Origin of the sequence: Streptomyces ziwulingensis, from assembly GCF_039542605.1 — a bacterium.
Lineage (GTDB): Bacteria > Actinomycetota > Actinomycetes > Streptomycetales > Streptomycetaceae > Streptomyces > Streptomyces ziwulingensis.
Map to the genome: position 1 here is coordinate 14,747 of NZ_BAABIG010000083.1, position 22,469 is coordinate 37,215.

Annotated in this window: 21 protein-coding genes, 1 tRNA gene and 1 pseudogene; 18 read left to right on the forward strand and 5 right to left on the reverse strand. The window is 72.1% G+C overall.

Translation table 11 applies throughout. The annotated features are described in order from the left end of the window. Positions 1-16: 16 nt before the first annotated feature. The 10 genes and pseudogenes from ABEB00_RS31430 (at position 17) to ABEB00_RS31475 (ending at position 7,206) form a co-directional block, all read left to right on the forward strand. A complete protein-coding gene (locus tag ABEB00_RS31430; RefSeq protein WP_345624084.1) occupies positions 17-802 on the forward strand; it encodes a GntR family transcriptional regulator in 786 nt (261 codons plus the stop codon). A 156-nt stretch (positions 803-958) separates the two neighbouring features. Continuing rightward, entirely contained in the window at positions 959-1,315 is a 357-nt protein-coding gene (locus tag ABEB00_RS31435) for an SCO3933 family regulatory protein (protein WP_345624085.1), read from the forward strand. Continuing rightward, positions 1,315-2,694 (forward strand): annotated as a pseudogene (locus ABEB00_RS31440) (FtsK/SpoIIIE domain-containing protein). Before ABEB00_RS31435 ends, ABEB00_RS31440 begins: the two are co-directional and overlap by 1 nt. 95 nt (positions 2,695-2,789) lie before the next feature. Then, positions 2,790-3,512, forward strand: coding sequence for a DUF2637 domain-containing protein (locus ABEB00_RS31445; protein ID WP_345624086.1), 723 nt, complete (start codon positions 2,790-2,792; stop codon positions 3,510-3,512). Positions 3,513-3,700: 188 nt separating this feature from the next. Next, positions 3,701-3,892 carry a mobile element transfer protein gene (locus ABEB00_RS31450; RefSeq protein WP_345624087.1) on the forward strand — a complete coding sequence of 64 codons (192 nt, stop codon included), beginning with the start codon at positions 3,701-3,703 and terminating at the stop codon, positions 3,890-3,892. A gap of 15 nt (positions 3,893-3,907) precedes the next feature. Beyond that, positions 3,908-4,102 (forward strand): hypothetical protein, encoded by a 195-nt coding sequence (locus ABEB00_RS31455; RefSeq protein WP_345624088.1) that lies wholly within the window; start codon positions 3,908-3,910, stop codon positions 4,100-4,102. Positions 4,103-4,127: 25 nt separating this feature from the next. Further along, on the forward strand, positions 4,128-4,373 hold the full coding sequence (locus ABEB00_RS31460) for a SpdD protein (protein WP_345624089.1): 246 nt from the start codon (positions 4,128-4,130) through the stop codon (positions 4,371-4,373). Between the two features lie 166 nt (positions 4,374-4,539). After that, positions 4,540-5,844 carry a replication initiator gene (locus tag ABEB00_RS31465; RefSeq protein ID WP_345624090.1) on the forward strand — a complete coding sequence of 435 codons (1,305 nt, stop codon included), beginning with the start codon at positions 4,540-4,542 and terminating at the stop codon, positions 5,842-5,844. After that, positions 5,837-6,049 carry an excisionase family DNA-binding protein gene (locus tag ABEB00_RS31470; protein ID WP_345624091.1) on the forward strand — a complete coding sequence of 71 codons (213 nt, stop codon included), beginning with the start codon at positions 5,837-5,839 and terminating at the stop codon, positions 6,047-6,049. The genes ABEB00_RS31465 and ABEB00_RS31470 overlap by 8 nt, the downstream gene beginning before the upstream one ends. Then, positions 6,049-7,206: a tyrosine-type recombinase/integrase gene (locus ABEB00_RS31475; RefSeq protein ID WP_345624092.1), complete on the forward strand. Its 1,158-nt coding sequence runs from the start codon at positions 6,049-6,051 to the stop codon at positions 7,204-7,206. The genes ABEB00_RS31470 and ABEB00_RS31475 overlap by 1 nt, the downstream gene beginning before the upstream one ends. 81 nt (positions 7,207-7,287) lie before the next feature. Here the strand turns inward: ABEB00_RS31475 and ABEB00_RS31480 are convergent. From ABEB00_RS31480 to ABEB00_RS31490, 3 genes are all read right to left on the reverse strand, one after another. Next, positions 7,288-7,360: transfer RNA gene (locus tag ABEB00_RS31480), tRNA-Arg, on the reverse strand. Positions 7,361-7,420: 60 nt separating this feature from the next. Next, positions 7,421-9,064 carry an IclR family transcriptional regulator domain-containing protein gene (locus ABEB00_RS31485; RefSeq protein ID WP_345624093.1) on the reverse strand — a complete coding sequence of 548 codons (1,644 nt, stop codon included), beginning with the start codon at positions 9,062-9,064 and terminating at the stop codon, positions 7,421-7,423. Between the two features lie 82 nt (positions 9,065-9,146). Further along, entirely contained in the window at positions 9,147-10,427 is a 1,281-nt protein-coding gene (locus tag ABEB00_RS31490; RefSeq protein ID WP_345624117.1) for a M6 family metalloprotease domain-containing protein, read from the reverse strand. 478 nt (positions 10,428-10,905) lie between these two features. Between ABEB00_RS31490 and ABEB00_RS31495 the strand changes: the two genes are divergently transcribed. Both ABEB00_RS31495 and ABEB00_RS31500 read left to right on the forward strand, forming a co-directional pair. After that, positions 10,906-11,556, forward strand: coding sequence for a TetR/AcrR family transcriptional regulator (locus ABEB00_RS31495; RefSeq protein ID WP_345624094.1), 651 nt, complete (start codon positions 10,906-10,908; stop codon positions 11,554-11,556). Positions 11,557-11,760: 204 nt separating this feature from the next. Then, on the forward strand, positions 11,761-13,305 hold the full coding sequence (locus ABEB00_RS31500) for an MFS transporter (protein WP_345624095.1): 1,545 nt from the start codon (positions 11,761-11,763) through the stop codon (positions 13,303-13,305). A gap of 120 nt (positions 13,306-13,425) precedes the next feature. On the opposite strand, the gene ABEB00_RS31505 is transcribed toward ABEB00_RS31500, so the two are convergent. Further along, the gene (locus ABEB00_RS31505) at positions 13,426-14,010 is read right to left on the reverse strand and encodes a MarR family winged helix-turn-helix transcriptional regulator (RefSeq protein ID WP_345624096.1); all 585 of its coding nucleotides are present in this window, start codon (positions 14,008-14,010) and stop codon (positions 13,426-13,428) included. Positions 14,011-14,250: 240 nt separating this feature from the next. Between ABEB00_RS31505 and ABEB00_RS31510 the strand changes: the two genes are divergently transcribed. From ABEB00_RS31510 to ABEB00_RS31520, 3 genes are all read left to right on the forward strand, one after another. Next, complete coding sequence (locus ABEB00_RS31510; protein ID WP_345624118.1) at positions 14,251-15,012, forward strand: dioxygenase family protein; 762 nt, start codon at positions 14,251-14,253, stop codon at positions 15,010-15,012. A 526-nt stretch (positions 15,013-15,538) separates the two neighbouring features. Next, complete coding sequence (locus tag ABEB00_RS31515) at positions 15,539-16,537, forward strand: sigma-70 family RNA polymerase sigma factor (RefSeq protein ID WP_345624097.1); 999 nt, start codon at positions 15,539-15,541, stop codon at positions 16,535-16,537. Between the two features lie 447 nt (positions 16,538-16,984). Further along, positions 16,985-17,659, forward strand: coding sequence for a TetR/AcrR family transcriptional regulator (locus ABEB00_RS31520; protein WP_425586605.1), 675 nt, complete (start codon positions 16,985-16,987; stop codon positions 17,657-17,659). Between the two features lie 56 nt (positions 17,660-17,715). Here the strand turns inward: ABEB00_RS31520 and ABEB00_RS31525 are convergent, their stop codons facing one another. After that, positions 17,716-18,780, reverse strand: coding sequence for a helix-turn-helix transcriptional regulator (locus ABEB00_RS31525; protein WP_345624098.1), 1,065 nt, complete (start codon positions 18,778-18,780; stop codon positions 17,716-17,718). Between the two features lie 259 nt (positions 18,781-19,039). Here ABEB00_RS31525 and ABEB00_RS31530 point away from each other — a divergent pair, with 259 nt between their 5' ends. From ABEB00_RS31530 to pfkB, 3 genes are all read left to right on the forward strand, one after another. Further along, positions 19,040-20,476 (forward strand): MFS transporter, encoded by a 1,437-nt coding sequence (locus tag ABEB00_RS31530; protein WP_345624120.1) that lies wholly within the window; start codon positions 19,040-19,042, stop codon positions 20,474-20,476. Between the two features lie 224 nt (positions 20,477-20,700). Continuing rightward, positions 20,701-21,462 carry a DeoR/GlpR family DNA-binding transcription regulator gene (locus ABEB00_RS31535; RefSeq protein ID WP_345624099.1) on the forward strand — a complete coding sequence of 254 codons (762 nt, stop codon included), beginning with the start codon at positions 20,701-20,703 and terminating at the stop codon, positions 21,460-21,462. Continuing rightward, positions 21,459-22,406: a 1-phosphofructokinase gene (gene pfkB, locus ABEB00_RS31540; RefSeq protein ID WP_345624100.1), complete on the forward strand. Its 948-nt coding sequence runs from the start codon at positions 21,459-21,461 to the stop codon at positions 22,404-22,406. Before ABEB00_RS31535 ends, pfkB begins: the two co-directional genes overlap by 4 nt. The last annotated feature ends 63 nt before the right edge of the window (positions 22,407-22,469 follow it).

Below are 22,469 nucleotides of genomic sequence, written 5' to 3' on the forward strand. Positions count from 1 at the left end.
ACCTAAAGGAGTACTCGTGACCTCTCTTCCGTCCCTGCTCGGTGGCCTGGATCCCACGAGCGATCGTGCGGTGTTCCGGCAGATCGCCGACCAGTTGCGCGAGGCCATCGACCGTGGGCGCTTCAAGGAAGGGGAGAAGCTGCCTTCGGAAGCCGAGCTCGTCGAGCACTACGGCGTATCCCGGATGACCGTTCGGAACTCCTTCTCGGTCCTCCAGGGTGAGGGTCTGGTGCACGCCGAGCACGGCAAGGGCGTGTTCGTCCGGCCGCGACCGCCTGTGCGGCGGCTCGCCTCCGACCGGTTCGCCCGGCGCCACCGTGAGCGGGGGAAGTCCGCGTTCATTGTCGAGGCGGACGCTGCCGGCAGTCACCCGAAGGTGGACAGCCTGGAGGTCAAGGAAGAGAAGGCCACGCAGGACATCTCCGCCCGGCTCGGTTCCGTACGGCGTGTGCTGGCTCGGCGGCGCCGGTATCTGCTCGACGGCCGCCCGGTCGAGTTCGCCACCTCCTACCTGCCCCTCGACATCGCCCGCGGTACGCAGATCGCCGAGCCGAACCCCGGCCCCGGTGGCATCTATGCCCGCCTTGAGGAACTGGGTCACCACCTCGACCACTTCGAGGAGGAGATTCGGGCCCGGATGCCCTCGCCGTCCGAGGTCAAGACGCTGCATCTCGCGTCCGGTGTGCCGGTGATCCACCTGATCCGTACCGCGTACGACACCGAGAAGCGGCCCGTAGAGGTCTGCGACACCGTCATGGCGGCGGACGCGTACGTGCTGTCGTACCAGCTCCCGGCGACGTAACCCGCGGTGCGCGAGGCCACTTCTCTGGACTCGTATAGCCCAACACACATACTCGTATAGACGAGTGGGTAAGTTGTGTGTCAGAGTAGACCGCGTTCCCGGCGTCATCGGGTTCGCAGACTGCCACTCATCTAGACGAGTAGATAGGAAGAAGCCTTGCGCACCATCCGTGTGGAGACCTCGGCCGCGACGATCCTGCTGACCGAAGCGCCCGAACCCAAGGTCCGCGACCGCCAGACCGGCGAGATCGCCAAGGACGTCAACAGCGGCGAGGCACTGATGACGATCGGCGTCGTCTACATCGAGGAAGGGGAGTCGTCCCTGATCAAGGTCACCATCCCGGAGAGCGGCGTCTCCGAGGGCCTGGCGCTCGGTGCCCCGGTCTCGCTGCCCGGCCTGGTGGCCCGGCCATGGGAGAGCGTGTTCAACGGACAGCAGCGCCACGGCATCGCCTACCGTGCCGCCGCCGTCACCCCGGCCGCCTTCCCCGTCGCCATGGGGGCCTCGGCCTGATGACCGACCTGGCAACGCTTCTGGAGGTGGGTGGTCCCGTCGCCGCGCTCGGCGGTGGGGCCGCCTACTCCCGGGGCAACCATCCCGGGGTCTACTGGTCCGCTGTCGGACTGCCGTTGTCCACGGCCCGGCTGCTCAGCTCGTACAGCTCGGTCATGGAAGCCTGCGGCCTGACCGTCGCTCCCTCCCGGCTGCGGGTCCTGGCGGTCAAGGCCACCACCCGGCGCGAGGTTCGGCCCGTTCCGCCGCGCCGGGGCGTCATCCGGCCCACCTCGACCGGACTGCGGCTCCGGCTGCGGCTCGCCCCGGGACAGGAACCCGCCGACATCGCAGCCTCGGCCGAACGGCTTCGGCATGCCTGGGGCGTCCACGCCGTGTACGTCACGACCGTCAAGCCCGGTGTCGTCGAACTGCGGCTCGTCGGCTTCGACGTGCTGCGCAAGGTCCGCATGCCGCGCAAGTCGCCGACCGGGACGCTGAAGATACCGGTCGCGCTACGGTAGGACGCCACGCCCTTCGTACGCGACTACCGGGCCGCCGTTCCCCACCAACTAACTCTCGGCGCCACGCTGTCGGGCAAGTCCATGTACCTGCGACACCTCGTCGCCGGACTCGCCCGGCAACCCGTCGCCCTGGTCGGCATCGACTGCAAGCGCGGTGTGGAGCTGGCGCCCTTCGCCGCCCGGCTGTCGGCGCTCGCCACCGACCCCGAACAGGCTGCCGAACTGCTGCCCGTGCTCATCAGGGAAATGGAGGACCGTTACGACCTGATCAAGGCCCGGCAGGGCATCGCGTCGGGCACGCCGGACGAGGAGATCACCTCCGACATCTGGGGTCTGCCCGAGGACGAGCGGCCCGTACCCGTCGTGCTGTTCGTGGACGAGGTGGCGGAACTCTTCCTCGTCGCCACAAGGAAGGACGAGGAACGGCGGGACGAGATGGTCACCCAGCTCATCCGCCTCGCCCAGCTCGGCCGTGCGGCCGGCATCTACCTGGAGGTGTGCGGACAGCGCTTCGGCGCCGAACTGGGCAAGGGCGCGACCATGCTGCGGGCCCAGCTCACCGGCCGGGTCTGCCACCGCGTCAACGACGAAGCCTCCGCCAAGATGGCGCTCGGCGACATCGCCCCCGAAGCAGTCGCCGCCGCCTGCGCCATCGCTCCCGAACGGCCCGGCCTGGCCGTCGTCGGTGACACCTCCGGCGGCTGGTCCCGCATCCGCACCCCGTATCTCTCCCTCGGCGCCGCCGCCGAGACCTGCCACGCCTCGGCCCACCTGGTCCCCGACCTGCCCGCGCTCAAGCCCTTCCGGCCCGCCGTGCCCGTACGGCCGGTCGAGTCCCCGGGCCCGGTCGTGCAGCCGCGGCCCGTGACCGACTGAGTCGCAAGCCGCTATCTCGCTCCACCCCGGTCGGCGTGACCGCCTCGCGCCACATCCCTACCCCTGCCATGCCTGGAACAGGAAGGAGCCGCAGCATGCGCGCCCTGCTGGCCCGCGTCGACGCGGTGCTCGTCCAAGCGGTCATCGCCGCCGCGCTGTCCTTCGCCCACCTGCACGACATCGCCCTCGCGGCCGGACAGGACGGATGGAAGGCGTGGGCGTATCCCGTATCGGTCGACCTGCTGCTCGTCGCCGCCTGGCGCCGACTGCGGACCGGCCACGCCAAAGCCTCCGGCTGGTGCTGGTTCGTCATCGCCCTGGCCGCATCCCTCGGGGCGAACGTCGCCACCGCCGGACTGCTCGACCTGGACCACGTGCCGGCCTGGCTGCGCATCCTCGTCGCGGGCTGGCCCGCGGTCGCCTTCCTCGGCGGAACACTCCTCGCACATTCGGCGCCGAAAGCCGTGGGGGACGTGGCGGAAGACCTGGAGGGCGTCGCCACGGGCGTGGACCAGGAGGACGACGCCGAATCCACTTCCGACTCCGGCCCCGATCTCGCCCCCACCCCTGAGCCGCCCGCGCTACCGGTCGCAAATCCGGCACCCGCCCCACCGACTGTGCCCGCTCCGTCCGCCTCGCCCGCTCCGCCCGCCGTATCCGTCCCGGCCGCCCTGGTCGAGCACGCTCGAAAGGTCGCCGCCGAGCACCACACCCGCACCGGAGCGGACATCGACACCCCGACCCTCCGGGCTCGCCTCGGTGTCCCCGTGCCCATGGCTGAGGCCATCGCCGCCCAGCTCACCACCAAAGGGAGTTGAACTGTGCTCCTCTCCTTCGAAACCGCCGCCGACTACCTCTCAGCCGCCCGACAGATGGCTGTCAGCGGCCGTACGGCACTGGCCCGGCTCCTCGCGGAGGAAGCCGCCGACCGTGTCTCGGAACCCTGAGAAGCCGCCCGCATCCTGCGCGACTTCCCCGGCCCGAGCCTGCGAAAGGAGAACTGACCGTGCCCTCTCCGAACCGCTTCCGCTACGTGATCCGCATCGGCCCCGTCCAGGTCGGCACGTCCTACGACGGCCGGGGCCGTGAGAAGCACACCGCCGCGTGCACCGCCCCTCGCTGCGGCTTCTCCGCCGACTACGACAGCCGTGCCGCTGCCGAGCCGGCCGCCCGCACCCACCGCTGCCCCGTCCGCTGAAAGGACCCCGATCCCGTGAACGTCAGCCTGCCGCTCGTCGTCGTCCTCGGCTTCTTCGCCTGGGGAGCGGTCAAGTTTCTCGGCGTCCGTACCTGGATCGTCGTCCTGATCGCCCTGTTCGGCTTCTGGCTCTCCGACACCTTCATGGCTCCGGCCATCGAATCCGGCACGCGTTCCGGTGTGGACGTCATCAACGGCTCACATAACTAGACGAGTAGGTAAGGAGAGCTTCGTCGTGTTCCTGCCCAAGTACCCCGACAGCCCGACACCGCCGCCCGCGCACATGCACGCGCCGACCGATCCGGCTCCCGTACGGCGTCCGGCTCCGCAGATATCCGTTAGCGCCGGAGCGGTCGCGGCCGTTCTCGTCGGCGGAGTCGTGCTGACCGCGCTGCTGGCCGCCGTCGCCGTCACGGCCATCTCCGTCGCCGTCGCCGCCGTGGTCCTGCGCTCGATGCTCCGCGACCAGCGCCACCGCTGACACCGGCCAACGACACCAGACCCCCGGGGCGGCCCTGATACCGCCAAGCATCCGCCGCCCCGGGGGCCCTACCCCTCCTGACCGAAGCCAGAAGGAGAAAGCCATCATCACCCGCACCACCCCGCCCCCGCTGGCCGAACTCGGCGAACTGGCCGCCCTCGGCACCATGCCCGGCCTCCTGCGCCAGCTCTCCGGCCTCGGCGGCTGCACCCAACCGATCCGCCTCGACGGCCACCGCGCCGAATACGACCTGAACACCCGTACCGGCGAGATAGGCAACCTCCTCCACCGCCTCGACTCCGCCAACCTCCCGGCCGGACACCTCCTGGTCCGCTGCAACAACCGCCGCACGACCCGCTGCCCGGCCTGCTCGGAGGTCTACCGCCGCGACACCTTCCACCTGATCACCTCCGGCCTGCGCGGCGGCAAAGGCGTCCCCGAACAGGTCGCCACCCACCCCCGCGTCTTCGCCACCTTCACCGCCCCTGGCTTCGGCCCCGTCCACAACCGCCCCACCGGTCCGGCCGGTTCGGTCCGCCGCTGCCGGTGCGGCGCCCTCCACGACCAGGACGACGAGGTACTCGGTACCGCGCTCGATCCGGACACCTACGACTACGAAGCGGCCGTGCTCTGGAACGCGCACGCCGGTCCCCTGTGGCGGCGCTTCTCGACCTACCTGCGCCGGGAGGTCGCCAAACGGGCCGGACTCTCACAGCGGGAGTTCCGCGAGCACGCCCGGGTGTCCTTCGCCAAGGTCGCCGAGTACCAGAAGCGCGGCGCCGTCCACTTCCATGCCGTCATCCGCATCGACGGCCCTACGGGCGGTGACACCCCGCCTCCGGCCTGGGCCACCGCCGAACTGCTGACCGACGCCATTCACGCTGCCGCGACCGGGGCCCGCGTGGACGGCCCCGTCATCGACGGCCGCGCACACGCTTTCGCCTTCGGCCGCCAGCTCGACGTACGCACCATCCGCGGCGCCGACTTCGACAGCGGCCAGGAGCTGACCGAACGGGCCGTTGCCGCGTACATCGCCAAGTACGCCACCAAGGGCGCCGAGACTGCGACGGGAGCTCTGGACCGCCCGCTGAAGTTCCTCGCTGAACTGGCCCAGCTCGACATCAGCGACCACGCCCGGCGCCTGGTGCGTACCGCCTGGACCCTTGGCGCCCGCAAGGACCTCGAAGAACTCCGGCTCCGCGCCTGGGCCCACATGCTCGGCTTCCGCGGCCACTTCTCCACCAAGTCCCGCCGCTACTCCACCACCCTCGGCGCACTCCGCACCGCCCGCGCCGAATGGCGCCGCGCACAAGCCCTGGCGGCAACGGCAAACGTCGAGAGCGAGCAGCACACGACCCTCGTCCTCGCCCACTGGGTCTACGCCGGAACCGGCCTCACCGACGCTGAAGCGTGGCTTGCCGAAACCCTCACCCCCGCTCCAGGAACGGAAGGAGAACCCACCCGTGGCTGACCGCTACCTCACCGTGGCGCAGGTCGCCGATCTCCTCGGCACCACGGAGCGCTTTCCGCGGCGCCTCATCGCGGAGCGACGCATCACGTTCGTCAAGGTCGGTCGCCACGTACGTATCCCCGAGAGCGCGATGAGCGCCTTCATCGACGCGCACACGGTGCAGCCGATCCGGCAGCGTGGCGGCGTGTTGCGGAGGGCTGCCTGATGCCCAACAAGAAGGGGAAGCGCAGAAGCTTCGGGGCTGTCCGACAGCTCGCGTCCGGCCGGTGGCAGGTCCGCTACCGAGACCCGGAGACGGGTCTTCTCCGCCCGGCTGAGAAGACGTACGAGACCAAGACGGACGCCCAAGTCGCGCTCACGCACATCGAGGCGGACATCACGCGTGGGCAGTGGGCGGACCCGGACGCCGGAGCAGTGAACTTCGCCGACTACGCCACGGCGTGGCTGCGGGATCGGAAGCTGGCCGATCGCACCCGGGAGCGGAACGAGTCGGTGATGCGGCTGCACATCGTCCCGACCTTCGGCGCGGGCTCCATCGCCGACGTCACGACCGCCCGGGTACGGAGCTGGCGCGGCAAACTGCTTGCTGCCGGCGTGGGCGAGCCGACGGTCGTCAAGGCGTACCAACTCCTGCGGGCCCTGATGAACACGGCCATGGATGACGAGATGATTCGCCGCAACCCTTGCCGCATCAAAGGCGCGGACAGCTACGACGTGCCTGAGCGGCCCGTGTTGTCGGTGGCGGAAGTCTTCGGCGTGGCCGACACCATCGCTCCGCGCTACCGGCTCCTCGTTCTCCTGGCGGCGTTCACGACTCTCCGCTTCGGCGAACTGGCCGCGCTCCGGCGCAAGGACATCGACTTGGCCGGCCGCATGGTCGTCGTCCGGCGTGCGCAAGCCGAGCTGCAGAACGGGCGGCTCTTCGACAAGGCGCCCAAGTCCGCGGCGGGGGTCCGTACGGTCTCCTTCCCCGCCGAGCTGGTGGACGAGATCCGGCGACACCTGGAGCACTACGCCGCCGCTGGGCAGGACGGTCACCTGTTCGTCGGTCCGCAGGGCGGGCAGCTTCGGCGGAGCAACTTCCGGGACGACTGGGTCAAGGCCAGGAAGGCGGCGGGCGTCTCGGCCGAGCTGCACTTTCACGACCTGCGGCACACGGGCAACACGCTGGCCTCCACGGCCGGAGCCAGCACGCGCGAGCTGATGACCCGCATGGGACACAGCAGCGCACGCGCCGCGCTGATCTATCAGCACATGACCAGCGACCGGGACAGAGCCATCGCCGATTGGCTGGGCGCCATGATCCGTGAGGGCGGGGGAGACCCGCCGGCCTCTGGGGATGTGGACTCTGTGCGGACTTAGTGGCACGCGAGTGGCACGGCATCGAACACGACGAAGGGCCAGCCTGGGAGGAAACCCCTCCTGAGCTGGCCCTTACCGCTGTGCCCCCGGCAGGATTCGAACCTGCGACACCCGCTTTAGGAGAGCGGTGCTCTATCCCCTGAGCTACGAAGGCGGGGTGGGTGGCTGGGCCACCGTCGTCAGTGTAGCGGGTGGGGGGTGGGGGTTTTGGGGGTCAGGTCGGGGGGATCGCGCGGAAGTGGGTGGCGACGTGGAGGTCTGCCTCGATGGCTGTCGCTGTTTCGCGCAGGGCGGGGAGGAGGTCCGTCACGCAGGCGGCGGGGGTGCGGCGGGCGGCGTGCATCGCGAGGCTGACGGCGGCGATCGTGTGGCCCGTGCGGTCGTGGAGGGGGACCGCGAGGGAGCGCAGGCCGGCCTCGAGTTCCTCGTCGGTGAGGGCGTAGCCGTCTGGCGGGGCGTCGGGCAGCAGGACGCGGCCGAGCGAGGTGGCGTGGGCGGGCTGACGGGTGCCGACGGTGACGCGGGCGCTCATGACGTGACCCGCCGCCGCGCGGGCCGTGTACTCGATCTCCTCGCCGGAGTCGGAGAGGACCGCCAGGGAAGCCGACTCCTGGACTCGGGCGGCGAGTGCGGTCAGGTGGGGCTGTGCGATGTCGGAGAGGGAGGTGCGGGACAGGGGCGGGTAGCCGAGCGAGAGGACCTGGGGGGTGAGGGTGAAGGTGCGGTCCGGGGCCGGGGTCACCAGGCCCGCGTGTGCGTGGGTGATCAGGGCGCGGCGGGCGGTCGCCCGGGGCAGGCCGGTCGCCTGGGCGACCTCCGTGAGGGTGAGGGCGTGGCGGCCCTCGCCGAAGGCGGTGAGGACGGTCAGGCCCCTGGCCAGGGACTCCACGAACTCCCGGCCCAGTTCCTGTTTGGACGCGCCGGTCCAGGTCGCCAGGCCCGCCGGGGCACCGGCCGAGGGGGCGGGCGGGCCCGCGGTGCGCAGGTCGGCCTCCATCGCCGTGACCGTCTCCCGCAGGGCGGGCAGCAGGCTGTCGCGCAGGTCCTGCGCGGTGTGGCGGCTGGTGTGGCTGACCACGCTGGCCACGCACGCCACCGCACCGGTGCGGGGGTCGCGTACGGGTGCCGAGACCGCGACCAGGCCCGGTTCGATGAGCTGGTCGTCGAGTGCGTGGCCGTCGGCCGCCGCCCGTGCCGTACGGCGTTCGAAGTCGGTGTCCGGGGTGGTGCGGGCGGGTGGGGGGACGGCCGGGAAGCCGTTGTCCCGCGGGTCGGTGGCGCGGCGGGCGTGCCAGTGGCGCCAGTCGGCCGGCGTCCACTCCGTCGCGAACAGCGGTCCGGGCGCGGTCCGTTCGGCCGGGAGCAGGTCGCCGATGCGGAAGCTGAGGGACATCGCCCGGCGGCGGGTGGCCTGGTGGATGAAGCGGACGCCGTCGCGGTCGGCGACGGCCAGGGACACCGACTCGTCCAGCCGGTCGGCCAGTTGGTCGGCCCGCGCGGACAGCAGGGCGGGCAGGCGCAGGGCGGCGAGGTAGGCGTTGCCCAGTTCCATCAGGCGGGGGGCGAGGGTCACCTCGCGGCCGTCCGGACGGACGTAGCCCATGCGGGCGAGGGTGGCGGTGATGCGGTCGACGGTGGAGCGGGCGAGGCCGGTGGCGCGCTCCAGGGCGCTGAGGCTGAGCGTGCCGTCCGCCTCGGTCAGCCGCCGCAGCACCGCGATCCCGCGCAGCAGAGGTGCGACCGCCTCCGCAGGTGCAGGTGCAGGTGCAGGTGCAGGTGCCGGCACCGGTGCGGGTACGGGGGTGGCCGGGTCGGCGGGGTGCCCGGCCTGGGGGGTGTTCGTGGTGTGGGCGGGCATCGGCTCTCCGGTACGGCGGTCGCGGCTGGCCCCACCGTACGTAATGTGCCAGCGGCGAGGGGCAGCCGATGCTCCGCACGTCTCAGCGGCGCGTCACCCGTATGCGGTGGTCGCCCGCCAGGTCCGCGGCCGCCACCACGATCTTCAGGCCGTGCTGCGGGTCCTCGAAGGACTCGCCCGGGGTGAACGTGGCGTCGGAGAGTTCGGCGTGGACGTTGGGGCTGCGGGTGCAGCCGCCGCTGTCGCGGCGGGAGTCGTGGACCGTGACCGGGCCCATCCCGGTGTCGATGTCCGCGTCGACCCGGTAGACGAGGATCCCCGGCCGGCACACCGTCTCGTCGTTGCCCTCGCGGGTGCGCAGTTCGACGGCGTAACCGGAGCGCGCGTCCAGCGGGACGAAGACCAGTTTGGGGCCGTGCGGGCGGGCCAGGGGCGTGAGGTCGTACTCCTTCGTGCCCGGCGCCGACGCGCAGTGCACCTGCTCGGCGTCGAGCCAGCCCAGCTTCCACTTGTGCCAGCCGACCAGGTCGTTGTTGGCGCCCCAGTCCTCGCTCATGATGTCCCAGTGGCCGACCGCGCCCCCGCCCTCCTGGGTGTAGAGGTCGGGCAGGCCGAAGACGTGGCCGTTCTCGTGCGGGAGGACCCGGTAGCCGGTCCGGTCGTAGGAGCCGGAGCCGTCGTCCTGGCGGGAGTAGACGAAGGACGCGTTCGCCACCGGTACGCCGTCGGCCACCGGTGCCTCGGTGTTGCCGGCGAAGGTCACGGACAGGACGGTGTCCAGGGCGGAGGGGCCGGCGTTCGGGGTGATGAGGACGTTGAGCAGGTCGTAGGCGCGGAAGTCCACCTCCGGGTCGGCGGTCGCCACTATGTCCTGGACCAGGTCGCGGTAGCCGGGGTCGAAGGGGGCACCGCGTTCTATGCCGTACTCGCCGAACGGCCTGGGCATGCGCAGCCAGTCCCGGACCGGGGCCTCGGGACGGTAGTCCAGGCGGCCGTAGGAACTGGTGCGGAACCACTTCTGGGTCTGCGGGAAGAACTCCGCGTAGCGGTCGAGGGCGCGGCCCTCGCCGGGCGCGTCGGAGAAGTCGACCATCAGGTTGAGGGCGCGGACGGTGCCGGTGGAGCGGGAGTAGCCGCGGGTGGTGGGGACGCCTTCCGACATCTGGATCTCCGGGCCGCCGGTGATCATGCAGGGGCCGTGCGCGGAGGAGCGGGAGAGGGCGGCCGGGCCCGCGCCGGTCGCCGTGGCCCCCGGCGCGAGGTGGCCGGTGCCGGCCGAGGTGCTCACCACCAGGGTCAGGGCGGTGACGGAACCGAGGGCGGCCACGCGGCGGGGGCGTATTCGACGGCGCTGCGGCTGCATCCAGTCCTCCCGGGCCACGGCAGCCACCGGTCCTTCCGACTGCACCCTTTCGCTCACCCTGAGCCGGGGGGCGCGGGGGCGCGCGCTGGAGCGGCCGATCGTGGGTTTCCCACCGGTAGGGGGTGTGGGGCTACGAGGGCGGGCTCCCGCAGCGGGGGGCGAGGGGCCGAGGGGCCGAGGGGCCGAGGGGACGAGGGGGCGGGCTCCCGCAGCGAGGGGCCGAGGGGGCTGGAGGGCTGGAGGGCGAGCGGGCTTGAGGGCTGGAGGGCGAGCGGGCCGGAGGGCGGGAGGGCGAGCGGGGAGCGGGAACAGTGGCATGTCGGCCGGACGACGGCAGCGGTGTGACGCAGGTCACGGGAATCAGGGCGGCGGTGGGAAATAACCGGGGATCGTTTCCCCGTTTAGACCTGTGTCCGAGCGAAACGGGGACCAGTTCCCCGGTTCGCGTACTTCAGTCCTTCACTTCGAGGAGTGCGCCGTGCAGACCGCGATCCCCGTGCCGCGCAAGGTGACCCGGCCGCGTGCCGATGCCCAGCGCAACCGGGAGCGGATCGTCACCGCCGCCCGGGAGATGTTCGTCGAACTCGGCCCCGATGTGCCGCTCGACGACGTCGCCCGCCGGGCCGGCGTCGGCAACGCCACGGTGTACCGCAACTTCCCCGACCGCGACGCCCTCGTCCGCGAGGTCGTCTGCTCGGTCATGGACCGCACGGCACGGGCGGCGCGGATCGCGCTCGCGGAGAGCGGCGACGCCTTCGCGGCGCTGGAGCGCTTCGTGCACGTCTCCGCCGACGAGCGGATCAGCGCCCTGTGCCCGATGATCTCCAGCACGTTCGACCAGGACCACCCCGACCTGCGAGCGGCGCGCGAGCGGGTCGAGGAGCTGGTCGGCGAGGTCATGGACCGTGCCAGGGCGGCCGGGCAGCTACGGGGCGACGTGGGCGTCGGCGACCTGATGGTGGCCGTGGCCCAGCTCAGCCGGCCGCCGGCCGGTACCCGCTGCCCCCGCGGCGACCGGTTCGCCCACCGCCATCTTCAGCTCTTCCTGGACGGGTTGCGGGCTCCGGCCCGCTCCACCCTGCCGGGCGCCGCCGTCACCATGGAGGACCTCCGCCGGCCCTGCGAATAGTCCCGAACGTCTCATCCGTCCGAGCAGTTCCGCACATTTCACCGTTCTGACGTCCGATCGACGCCGGAGCGGCGACCGCCGGTGATCTTCTCTTACTCCGTACGTCTTTCTTCACCTCGCTACGTCTCCATCCGCGCGTTGTTCGCTTTTTCGCGTCCTCGCACCGCACCTTTTCCGCCACACCGTCCCGAAGTGGGTACATCCATGTCCGAAGCAGCCGTCAAGGCTCACGCACCCGGCGTTCCCGGCGTCCCCGACGCCGGTCGCTGGAAGGCGCTCGTCTTCATCGCGCTCGCCCAGTTGATGGTCGTCCTCGACTCGACCATCGTGAACATCGCCCTGCCCTCCGCCCAGCAGGACCTCGGCATCTCCGACGGCAACCGGCAGTGGGTCGTCACGGCCTACGCCCTCGCCTTCGGCGGTCTGCTGCTGTTCGGCGGCCGGATAGCCGACCTGTGGGGCCGCAAGCGCACCTTCGTCGTCGGCCTGGCCGGCTTCGCCCTCGCCTCCGCGCTGGGCGGCGCCGCCACCAACGAGGCGATGATGTTCGGCTCCCGCGCCCTCCAGGGTGCCTTCGGCGCCCTGCTCGCGCCGGCCGCGCTCTCCCTGCTCGCCGTGATGTTCACGGACTCCAAGGAGCGCGCCAAGGCGTTCGGCATCTACGGTGCCATCGCCGGTGGCGGTGCGGCCGTCGGTCTGATCCTCGGCGGTTTCCTCACCGAGTACCTGGACTGGCGCTGGACGTTCTTCGTCAACATCCCGTTCGCCGTGGTCGCGGCGGCCGGCGCCTGGTTCGTCATCCGTGAGCCCGCGGGCAGCCGCAACCGCTCCGCGCTCGACGTCCCCGGCGTCATCCTCTCCACCCTGGGCCTGGTCGCGCTGGTCTACGGCTTCACCCGCGCCGAGTCCGAGGGCTGGGGCGACGCCACGACCGTCGGCCTGTTCGTCGGCGCGGCCGTGCTGCTGATCGCCTTCGTCCTGGTCGAGTCCAAGGTCAAGTCCCCGCTGCTGCCGCTGCGCGTGGTCACCGACCGCAACCGCGGCGGTATCTACCTCTCGCTCGGCCTCGCGATCATCGCGATGTTCGGCCTGTTCCTCTTCCTCACGTACTACCTGCAGATCGTGAAGGGCTACTCGCCGGTCAAGACCGGCTTCGCCTTCCTCCCGATGGTCGCGGGCATGATCACGGGTTCCACCCAGATCGGTACCCGCCTGCTCACCCGGGTCCCGCCGCGGCTGCTGATGGGCCCCGGCTTCCTGGTCGCCGCCGTCGGCATGCTGCTGCTGACCCAGATGGAGATCAACACCTCCTACGCAGGTGTGCTGCTGCCCGGCATGCTGCTGCTCGGCCTCGGCATGGGTACGGCGTTCATGCCGGCCATGTCCATGGCCACCCAGGGTGTCCGCCCGCAGGACGCGGGTGTCGCCTCCGCGATGGTCAACACCTCCCAGCAGGTGGGCGGCGCGATCGGTACCGCGCTGCTGAACACGATCGCCGCCTCGGCCACCACGTCCTACATCGCCGACCACATCGCCGGCGCGTCGAGCAAGTCGCAGCGGCAGTTGGTCCTGCTCCAGGGCCAGGTGCAGGGCTACACCAGCGCGATCTGGTTCGCCGTCGGCATCCTGGTCGCCGCCTCCGTGATCGCCCTGACCCTCGTCAACGCCGGCAAGCCCGGCGCCAGCACGGTCACCGCCTCCGGCGAGGGCGTCGAGGGCGAGCTGCCGATCCCGGTCGTCGCCCACTGACGCCCGCCCGGCCGTACCCCTTCGGCAGCCGGCTCCGCCGGTAGCACCACCCGTGGGCGGGGGAGGGGACGCCTCCGCCCACGGTTTCCCGGACCCGCCCCGGCCGCCGCGACCCTTCGGTCAGCGCAGCCAGGGCAGGTCCGCGCCCGCTTCACTGGGCTGGAGTCCCTCGGCGACGATCCGCATGATCTCGCCGAGGGACTCCTGCTGTTGTGGCGTCAGCCGGTCGAAGACGGCCTGGCGGACCGCGGCCACATGGCCCGGCGCGGTCGCCCCCAGGACGGCGTAACCCTCCTGCGTCAGCACCGCGAACTGGCCGCGCTTGTCGGAGGGGCAGTCCTCACGGCGCACCCAGCCGTTCCCCTCCAGCCGCGCGATCGCGTGCGAGAGGCGGGAGCGGGTGATCTTCGCGTGTCTGGCCAGCTCCGTCATCCGCAACCGCCGCCGCGGCGACTCCCCGAGCTTGACCAGCAGGCCGTAGTACATGTGTGACATGCCCGCGTCACGCTGGAGCTGGCGGTCGAGGTGGTCCTCCAGCAGGGTGGCGGCCTCGATGTACGAACGCCAGACGAACTGCTCGCCGGCGGTCAGCCACCGGGGCTCACCGGCGGGCCCGGGGGTCGGGGCAGGAGCCGGAGCGGGAGTGGGGGCGTGGGCGGGTTCGGGGGCGGACTGGGGGGTGGGCGGGGTCGGTGCCGTGGTCATGTGTCCACTGTACGAGCCCGCTCCTTGAACCTTAAACAAATCGGACGTAGGCTCGGCCGAACGTAACGCTTGAGAATTCAAGTACGAGAATCCAAGTACAAGAAGTACGAGAAGTACGAGAAGTGCAAGAAGCGCAAGAAGTACAACGAGCGCGACGAGCGCAACGAGTGCAAGTCGCACGAGGGTGAGGGAGTCGCCGTCATGTCCACCGCCGCCCAGGAGCGCCGGCCCGCCGAGCGCATGCCCGCCCTCTATCTCAGCCACGGCGCCCCGCCCCTCGCGGACGACCCGGTCTGGCCCGGCGAACTGGCCGCCTGGTCCGCCGCGCTCCCGCGCCCCAAGGCGATCCTCGTCGTCTCCGCCCACTGGGAGGAGGCCCCGCTCGCCCTCGGCGCGGTGGAGACCGTCCCCCTCGTCTACGACTTCTGGGGCTTCCCCGAGCACTACTATCAGGTGCGGTACGCCGCTCCCGGCGCGCCCGCGCTCGCCGAATCCGTCCGCAAGCTGTTGCGCGCCCCGGGCACGCCCGTGCAGGACGTCCCGGACCGCGGCCTCGACCACGGGGCGTACGTCCCGCTCGTCGAGATGTACCCCGATGCCGACCTCCCCGTCCTCCAGGTCTCCCTGCCCACCCTCGACCCGGTGCGGCTGATGGAGATGGGCCGCCGGCTGGCGCCCCTGCGCGACGAGGGCGTCCTGATCATCGGCTCCGGTTTCTTCACCCACAATTTGGCCGCGCTGCGCCAGAGTGGGACGCCCGCCTGGTCCGCGGAGTTCGACGACTGGGGCCGGCGCGCACTGGAGGCCGGTGACGTCGACGCCCTGCTCGACTTCGGCCGCAAGTCCCCGGCCGGCCGGCTCGCCCACCCCCGCACCGAGCACTTCGCCCCGCTCTTCGTGACGATGGGCGCGGCGGACGCGGCCGGTGAGCTGGACAGCCAGCGGTCGGTGATCGACGGGTTCTGGCTGGGGATGGCGAAGCGGTCGGTGCAGTTCGGCTGAGCCTGGCGGCGGCTCGCGTCCAGACTGGCGGGAACCTCTTGGGCGGCGCCCAGGTCCGCGCCGGCGCACGGTCCCGCGCCCGCGCCCCGGACCGCGCCCGTACGCGCGGCAACCATCGGGCGATGTGGTCCGTCTACAGGGTGGGGAGCGGTTGAGGGTGGCACTGCTCCAGGGTGGTTACCCGAGTGGATACCCGGGTGAAGACCCCGGAGCCGAACGTGAGGGGCGTCTCACTCGCTCGGCGGTGGGAGAAGGCGGTGCGGGCCTCGATCCGCCTCGGCCCCCGGCCTGACCTGGACCTCCGTGGCGTCGGTCGGCATCAGGCAGCTCCTGCGGCGGCACAGGGTACTGCATGATCAGAAAAATACGGGGTCGGGTGGGAATTCTGTCCGGATTCCAGTCGTTGTTTCCATCGGATGCAGGGCACCCGAGGAGAGTCCGGACCACAGAGGAGTCCGGGTGGTCCGGAGGCGGTGCCCCTCATCCCGAGTACGACCCGCTGACCCACCATCGCAAGGGAGCACGCATGGCAACCCGTGCCGTCGCCCGTCGCAAGTCCGCCACCGGCGGGACCTCCGGCGCGGCAACCAGCGTCCGCGCCAACGGCGGGGAGATCGCCGACCGCGATCTGGTCGGCATGTACCTCGACGAGATAGCGCGGACACCGCTGCTCGACGCCGCCAAGGAGGTCGAGCTGTCCCAGACCATCGAGGCGGGCGTGTTCGCGCGGCAGGTGCTCGAAGGCGTCGAGGAGACCGGGGCGGATGCCACCCGTGAGGAACTCCAGGCCCTGATCGACGCGAGCGAGCGGGCGAAGGACGTCTTCATCCGCTCCAACCTCCGTCTGGTCGTCGCGGTCGCCCGCCGTTACCCCCGTAGCGGTCTGCCGCTGCTGGACCTGATCCAGGAGGGCAACGCCGGTCTGGTCCGCGCGGTCGAGAAGTTCGACTACCGCAAGGGCTTCAAGTTCTCGACCTATGCGACCTGGTGGATCCGGCAGGCCATCACCCGCTCGATCGCCGACCAGTCGCGCACCATCCGGCTCCCCGTCCACCTGGTGGAGGAGCTGGGCCGGATCCGGCGGGTGCAGCGCGAGTTCAACCGCGAGCACGGCCGCGAGCCGGAGCACGCCGAGATCGCCGCCGAGCTGGACTCGACGCCGGAGCGCGTCACCGACGTGCTCGACTGGGCCCGCGACCCGGTCTCGCTGAACATGCCGGTGGACGACGAGGGCGAGACGCAGTTCGGTGACCTGCTGGAGGACTCCTCCGCGGTGTCGCCCGAGCAGTCGGTGCTGACGCTGCTGCGCAGCGAGGAACTGGACGACCTGATCGGCCGCCTCGACCCGCGCACGGCCTCCATCATCAAGATGCGGTACGGCATCGACGACGGCCGCGAGCGCACGCTGACCGAGGTCGGCAAGGAGCACGGCCTGACGCGTGAGCGCATCCGCCAGATCGAGAAGCACGCGCTGCTGGAGCTGAAGAAGCTGGCCCGCGACACCGGTTTCGAGGCGGCCGCGTGACACGCCGGCCCCGTACGGCACCGGTCACCGCCGACCACGCGACGACCGGCGTACGCCGGGGGGCGTGCGACCGCGCGAACATGGCTGTGTAACGCTGCTTCAACCTCCGGTTCGCTGGGAACAAGCATTTCAGGCCCTGGTGTTCGGGCCCGGTCCCGTCCCAGGACCACAGACCACGTCCCGTCGCACTCCCCCCGGCGCCGGGACGTCCCCAGCCGGGCTCGGCGTCCTCCCCCCGGACGCTCGAGCCCGGCTCTTCTTTTTAGTGCGGAAAGCGGGTCACCCCGAACCTGAACCCCGGGGTGGCCCGCCAGATGGCAGATTCTGCCACAGAGGCATAGATTGCCGAAGGTGAGCAGCAGTACCACCCCTGATCCCCGCCCCACCGCCCTCCCCGGGCCCGGCCAGGTCCCTTCGCTGGTCGAACGGCGGAAGGCCGAGACCCGGATGGAGATCGCCCGCGCGGCGGCGAGGCTCTTCGTGAGCCAGGGCCTGCGGGCCACCCGGGCCGAGGACATCGCCCAGGCCGCCGGCATCGCCCCCCGCACCTTCTACCGCTACTTCGCGACCAAGGAGGAGGCCGTCGCCCCCCTCTACGCGGCCGGCGCCGAGCGCTGGGCGGAGGCGGTGCGCGACGCCCCCGCCGAACTGTCCCCGCCGCTCGCCCTGGAACACGCGGTGCGGCGCACGCTGACGCCCGGCGACGGGGTGTCGGCGGCGGGCTGGGAGTGGGCCCGGGTGCTGATCCGGATGGCCGCGACGAGCCCCGCGCTGCGGAAGGTGTGGGCGGAGGTGTGCCACACCGCCGAGCGGAGGCTCGCCCAGGTGCTGGCCGAGCGGGTGGCGGAGCGGATGGCGGAGCGGATGGCGGAGCGGATGGCGGAGCGAGTGGCAGAGGGTGACGACAACGTTGCCGTACGCCTGGCGGCAGCCCCGCAGTGGCGGTTCGCCGCGGCGGCGGCCGGTGCGGCGGTCCGGGTCGCGGTGGAGGACTGGGCCGGTGACGACCGGGCCGCCGGCCCCGGCCGGGGCCCGCTCGACCTGGCCCTGCGCAACCTGGAGACGCTCCGCCGCCTGCCCTGGGAGACCCTCACGGTGCTGCCTGCTCCGGGCACTCGCTGATTCCCGGGAGTCCGGGTTCGCGGCCTCCCGGGCTCCCGGGCTCCCGGGCTCCCGGACTACCTCGGGCCGGACTCGTCCCCGGCATCCCCGGTATACCCGGCATCCCCGGTATACCCGGCATCCCCGGTATCCCCGCAGTCTTCCGGGTCCCCGCCGTCCCCCGCCGCCCGTCCCAGCCGCGCCCCCAACTCCCGTACGCACTCCACCAGCCGGGCCGGCTCCCGTACCCGGAACTCCGCCCCGAGCATGGTGAGCCGTACCGCCATCCACTCCACCGGGTCCGTCACGGTCGCCCGCAGGACGCAGGTGGTGCCGCCGTCCGCCGGTTCCGGGGTGCCCATCCAGGCCGGAATCCGGGCGGCCACTGCCTGCGGGGGCGCGGCGACGGCGACGTCGATCTCGTAGGAGTCGACGTGCCGTTGCATGGAGCGCCGCAGATACTCCGCCGCGCTCCCGCTCGGCAGTTCGCGCGGGGCGAACCGGGCGCCGGTCGCGAGCGGCTCGGTGACCCGGTCGACCCGGAAGGTCCGCCAGTCGTCGCGGTCGAGGTCGTAGGCGACCAGGTACCAGCGCTGCCCGGTCGACACCAGCCGGTACGGTTCCGTCAGCCGGCGCGACCCGGTGCCGTCGGCGGCGCGGTAGGCGAACCGCAGCCGCTCCCGCCCGGCCACCGTCGAGGCCATCACGGTGAGCGTCTCCGGTGCGATGTTCGGACCTTCCCTGCTGGTCAGGGGCGTGGTCGCGGCCTGGAGGGTGACGACGCGGTGGCGCAGCCGGGACGGCAGCACCTGCTCCAGCTTGGCCAGCGCCCGTACCGACGCCTCGGCCACGCCCTCGACCGCCTGCCCGGCGCCGGCCCGCAGCCCGACCGCGATCGCCACCGCCTCCTCGTCGTCCAGGACCAGCGGCGGCATCGCCTTGCCCGCGACCAGCCGGTACCCGCCCTCCGACCCGAGGGTGGCCCGCACCGGGTAGCCCAGTTCCCGCAGCCGGTCGATGTCCCGCCGGACCGTGCGCCGGGACACCCCGAGCCGCTCGGCCAGTTCGCCGCCGGGCCACTCCCGGGGCGTCTGCAGGAGGGAGAGGAGGGTCAGGATGCGGGCCGGAGTGTCCGTCGTCATGCTCCGAGAGTGCCGCACCACTAGGACATGAACAGTCCTAGTAGGCACGTACCTTCGGATCATGTCCTCCAGCGCCCCCTCCAGTTCCCCGTCTGGTTCCATGTCCAGCTCCACGTCCAGCTCCTCCCCCGGGGCTCCCGGGGCTCCCGGGGCCCCTGGGGCTCCCGGGGCCCCTGGGGCTCCCGGGGCCCCCGGTCCGCCGCAGCCGCCGGGGTCCGTCCCGGGCGACCGCCGCCGCTGGTTCGCGCTCGCGATCGTGATGACCGCGGCCTTCATGGACCTCGTCGACGTCACGATCGTCAACATCGCCCTCCCGTCCATCCAGCGCGACGAGGGCGCCTCCTTCAGCCAGATCCAGTGGATCACCGCCGGTTACGCCCTGGCCTTCGCCGCCGGTCTGATCACCGGTGGACGGCTCGGCGACATCCACGGCCGTAAGCGGATCTTCCTCGTCGGGATAGCCGGTTTCACCGTCGCCTCCGCGCTCTGCGGACTCGCGGTCAACCCCGAGATGCTGGTCGCCTCCCGGATCCTCCAGGGGGCGACGGCCGCGCTGATGGTGCCGCAGGTGCTGTCGATCGTCCACGCCACCTTCCCGGCGCACGAGCGCGGCAAGGTCTTCGGCCTGTTCGGGGCGATCGTGGGGCTCGGAGCCGTCTCCGGACCGCTGCTCGGCGCCCTGCTCACCGAAGGGAACCTCTTCGGCCTGGAGTGGCGGCCCATCTTCCTGATCAACCTGCCCGTCGGCATCGCGGGACTGCTCCTCGGCCGCCGCTTCATCACCGAGTCGAAGGCGCCGCGCGCACTCAAGCTCGACCTGGTGGGCGTCGCACTCGTCACTCTCGGCCTGCTGATGCTGATCTACCCGCTCACCCGCGGGCGCGAGCTGGGCTGGCCGCTGTGGGGCTACGTCTCGATGGGCGGGGCACTTGTCGTCTTCGCGGTGCTGGTGGCGTACGAGCGGCGCAAGGGCGCGCGGGACGGCTCGCCGCTGATCGAACTGTCGCTGTTCCGCGTCAAGAGCTTCGCGGCGGGCATCGCCGTGCAGACCGTCTTCGGTCTCGCGCTCGGCGTCTTCTTCCTGGTGTGGACGCTGTACATGCAGATCGGGCTGGGCTGGACCCCGCTCAGGGCCGGCCTGACCGGCGTACCGTTCTCGCTCGCGGTGTCGACGGCGGCCGGCCTGTCGGTGCAGAAGCTGGTCCCGCGCTTCGGGCGCAAGGTGCTCCAGACGGGCGCGCTGGTGATGGGCGCCGGGGTGCTGCTCTACCTGTGGGAGGCCGACCGGTACGGCCTCTCCCTCTCCTCCTGGCAGATGGCGCTGCCCTTGGTCGTGATGGGCACCGGCATGGGTCTGATAGTCGCCCCGCTGACCGACGCGGTCCTCTCCGAGGTGCCGCGTGAGCACGCCGGGTCGGCGTCGGGACTGATCAACACCGTGCAGCAGATGGGCAACGCGCTCGGGCTCGCGCTGGTGTCGGTGGTCTTCTTCGGCGTGATCGACGAGCACCTCGCACCGGCCCGGATCGGCCCCGAGTACGTCGGCGCCTTCCAGTACGCGCTGGGCTGGGTGGCCGCGGTGCTGGGCGTCATCTTCCTGCTGATGTTCGCGCTGCCGAAGCGGCCGGCCCAGCACGTGGAGGGCGCGCCGGCCGAGGACCCGGCGGAGACGAGGGGACCGGCGCTGGTGCCGTAGAGCGAGGCCGCCGCGAGAGGCGGGGCCGGCCCGCCACGAGGAGCCGGGCCCCGCCACGACACCCGCCATGAGGAGCCGGGCCCCGCCACGACACCCGCCACGACACGCATGCCCGGGTCTGCCCGTTCATGCCCGACTGGGTCCGAATCTGTTTACTTCCCCGGCGGGCGCACGTAACCTCCCCCTGAAACCACACGTTCGGGCGAGGTCGGAGGCGGACGGGCATGTACGCACCGGAGCGGCAGCAGGAGATTCTCCGGCTCGCCCGGGACGGCGGCCGGGTGGACGTGGTGTCGCTCGCCGAGGAGTTCCGGGTGACGGCGGAGACCATCCGCCGGGACCTCAAGGCCCTGGACCGGGCCGGTCTCGTCCGCCGCGTGCACGGCGGCGCCATCCCGGCCGGCCGCCTCGACCTCGAACCCGACCTCGCCGCACGCGAGTCGACGGCCGCCGACGAGAAGGACCGGATCGCCAGGGCCGCGCTGGCCGAACTGCCGGCCGAGGGCACGGTGATCCTCGACGCCGGTTCCACGGTGGCCCGCCTCGCCGCCGTCCTGCCCCCGCGGACCGCGCTCACCGTCGTCACCCACAGCCTGCCCACCGCGGCCCGCCTCGCCGACCACCCCGGCATCCAGCTCCATCTGATCGGCGGCCGGGTCCGGCACCGTACCCGCGCCGCCGTGGACGCCTGGGCGCTGCGCGCTTACGGCGAGATCCGCGCCGACGTGGCCCTGGTCGCCGCCAACGGCTTCTCCGCCGCACACGGCCTGACCACCCCCGACCTCGCCGAGGCCGCGGTCAAACGCGCGGCCGTCGCCGCCGCCCGCCGTGTGGTGCTGCTCGCCGACTCCTCCAAGTACGGCCAGGAGCACTTCGCCCGCTTCGGCGGCCTGGACGACGTGGACCTGCTGATCACTGACAGCGGGCTGAGCCCCGAGGACGCCGCCGCCCTCGGGCGGGGCGGCCCGGAAGTGGTGCGCGCGTGATCCTCACCGTCACCCCCAACCCCTCCCTGGACCGCACCTACGAGGTCCCCGCGCTGGCGCGCGGCGAGGTCCTGCGCGCCACCGGTGAACGCGTCGACCCCGGCGGCAAGGGCGTGAACGTCTCCCGTGCGGTCGCCGCCGCGGGCCGCCGTACGGTCGCGGTGCTGCCGCTGGGCGGCGCGCCGGGCGCGCTCGTCGCCGACCTGCTCGACGCGCGGGGCATCGAGGTCGCACCGGTGCCGGTCGCCGGGGCCACCCGCTCCAACATCGCCCTCGCCGAGACCGACGGCGTCCTCACGAAGATCAATGCCCCGGGCCCCGAACTCTCCCCCGCCGAACAGGAGTCACTCCTGGAGACGGTACGGCGACTCTCGCGTGACGCCGACTGGATCGCCTGCTGCGGCAGCCTGCCGCGCGGCCTCGCCCCCTCCTGGTACGCCGAACTGGTCGCCCGCGCCCACCGGGCGGGGTGCCGGATCGCCCTGGACACCTCCGGCCCCGCGCTGCTGCGGGCGCTGCCCGAGCGGCCCGACGTGGTCAAGCCCAACGCGGAGGAGTTGGCGCGGGCCGTCGGCCGGCCGCTGGCGACCGTCGGTGACGCCGTGCGGGCGTCCGTGGTACTGCGCGGCCTGGGCGCGCGGGCCGTACTGGCGAGCCTCGGCGCCGACGGGCAACTGCTCGTGTCCGGGGCGGGAACCTGGTTCGCCACCGCCCGCGTGTCCGCCGTCCGCAGCAACGTCGGTGCCGGGGACGCCTCCCTCGCCGGTTTCCTGATCGCCGGGGGCGCCGGGCCGGGCGCCCTCGCCTCGGCCGTCGCACACGGCGCCGCGGCCGTCCGACTGCCCGGCAGCGAGATGCCCACGCCCGCCGACCTGGACCCGGCCGCCGTCACGGTCACGACGGAGGTCCCGATGGACCGCGTACTGAAGGAACCGGCGCCCTGACCCCCGCCCCGCCCCGCACCCCCGCCCCGCACCCACCCCCTGCCCCGCCCCCCGGCACCCCCC

What these genes read in the sequence shown, in the direction of transcription:
- ABEB00_RS31445 (WP_345624086.1), top strand. Translation starts at nt 2,790, where the DNA reads ATGCGCGCCCTGCTGGCCCGCGTCGACGCGGTGCTCGTCCAAGCGGTC.
- ABEB00_RS31500 (WP_345624095.1), top strand. Translation starts at nt 11,761, where the DNA reads ATGTCCGAAGCAGCCGTCAAGGCTCACGCACCCGGCGTTCCCGGCGTC.
- ABEB00_RS31505 (WP_345624096.1), bottom strand. Translation starts at nt 14,010, where the DNA reads ATGACCACGGCACCGACCCCGCCCACCCCCCAGTCCGCCCCCGAACCC.
- ABEB00_RS31520 (WP_425586605.1), top strand. Translation starts at nt 16,985, where the DNA reads ATGGAGATCGCCCGCGCGGCGGCGAGGCTCTTCGTGAGCCAGGGCCTG.
- ABEB00_RS31525 (WP_345624098.1), bottom strand. Translation starts at nt 18,780, where the DNA reads ATGACGACGGACACTCCGGCCCGCATCCTGACCCTCCTCTCCCTCCTG.
- ABEB00_RS31465 (WP_345624090.1), top strand. Translation starts at nt 4,540, where the DNA reads ATGCCCGGCCTCCTGCGCCAGCTCTCCGGCCTCGGCGGCTGCACCCAA.
- ABEB00_RS31485 (WP_345624093.1), bottom strand. Translation starts at nt 9,064, where the DNA reads ATGCCCGCCCACACCACGAACACCCCCCAGGCCGGGCACCCCGCCGAC.
- ABEB00_RS31515 (WP_345624097.1), top strand. Translation starts at nt 15,539, where the DNA reads ATGGCAACCCGTGCCGTCGCCCGTCGCAAGTCCGCCACCGGCGGGACC.
- ABEB00_RS31490 (WP_345624117.1), bottom strand. Translation starts at nt 10,427, where the DNA reads ATGCAGCCGCAGCGCCGTCGAATACGCCCCCGCCGCGTGGCCGCCCTC.
- ABEB00_RS31510 (WP_345624118.1), top strand. Translation starts at nt 14,251, where the DNA reads ATGCCCGCCCTCTATCTCAGCCACGGCGCCCCGCCCCTCGCGGACGAC.
- ABEB00_RS31535 (WP_345624099.1), top strand. Translation starts at nt 20,701, where the DNA reads ATGTACGCACCGGAGCGGCAGCAGGAGATTCTCCGGCTCGCCCGGGAC.
- ABEB00_RS31475 (WP_345624092.1), top strand. Translation starts at nt 6,049, where the DNA reads ATGCCCAACAAGAAGGGGAAGCGCAGAAGCTTCGGGGCTGTCCGACAG.
- ABEB00_RS31530 (WP_345624120.1), top strand. Translation starts at nt 19,040, where the DNA reads ATGACCGCGGCCTTCATGGACCTCGTCGACGTCACGATCGTCAACATC.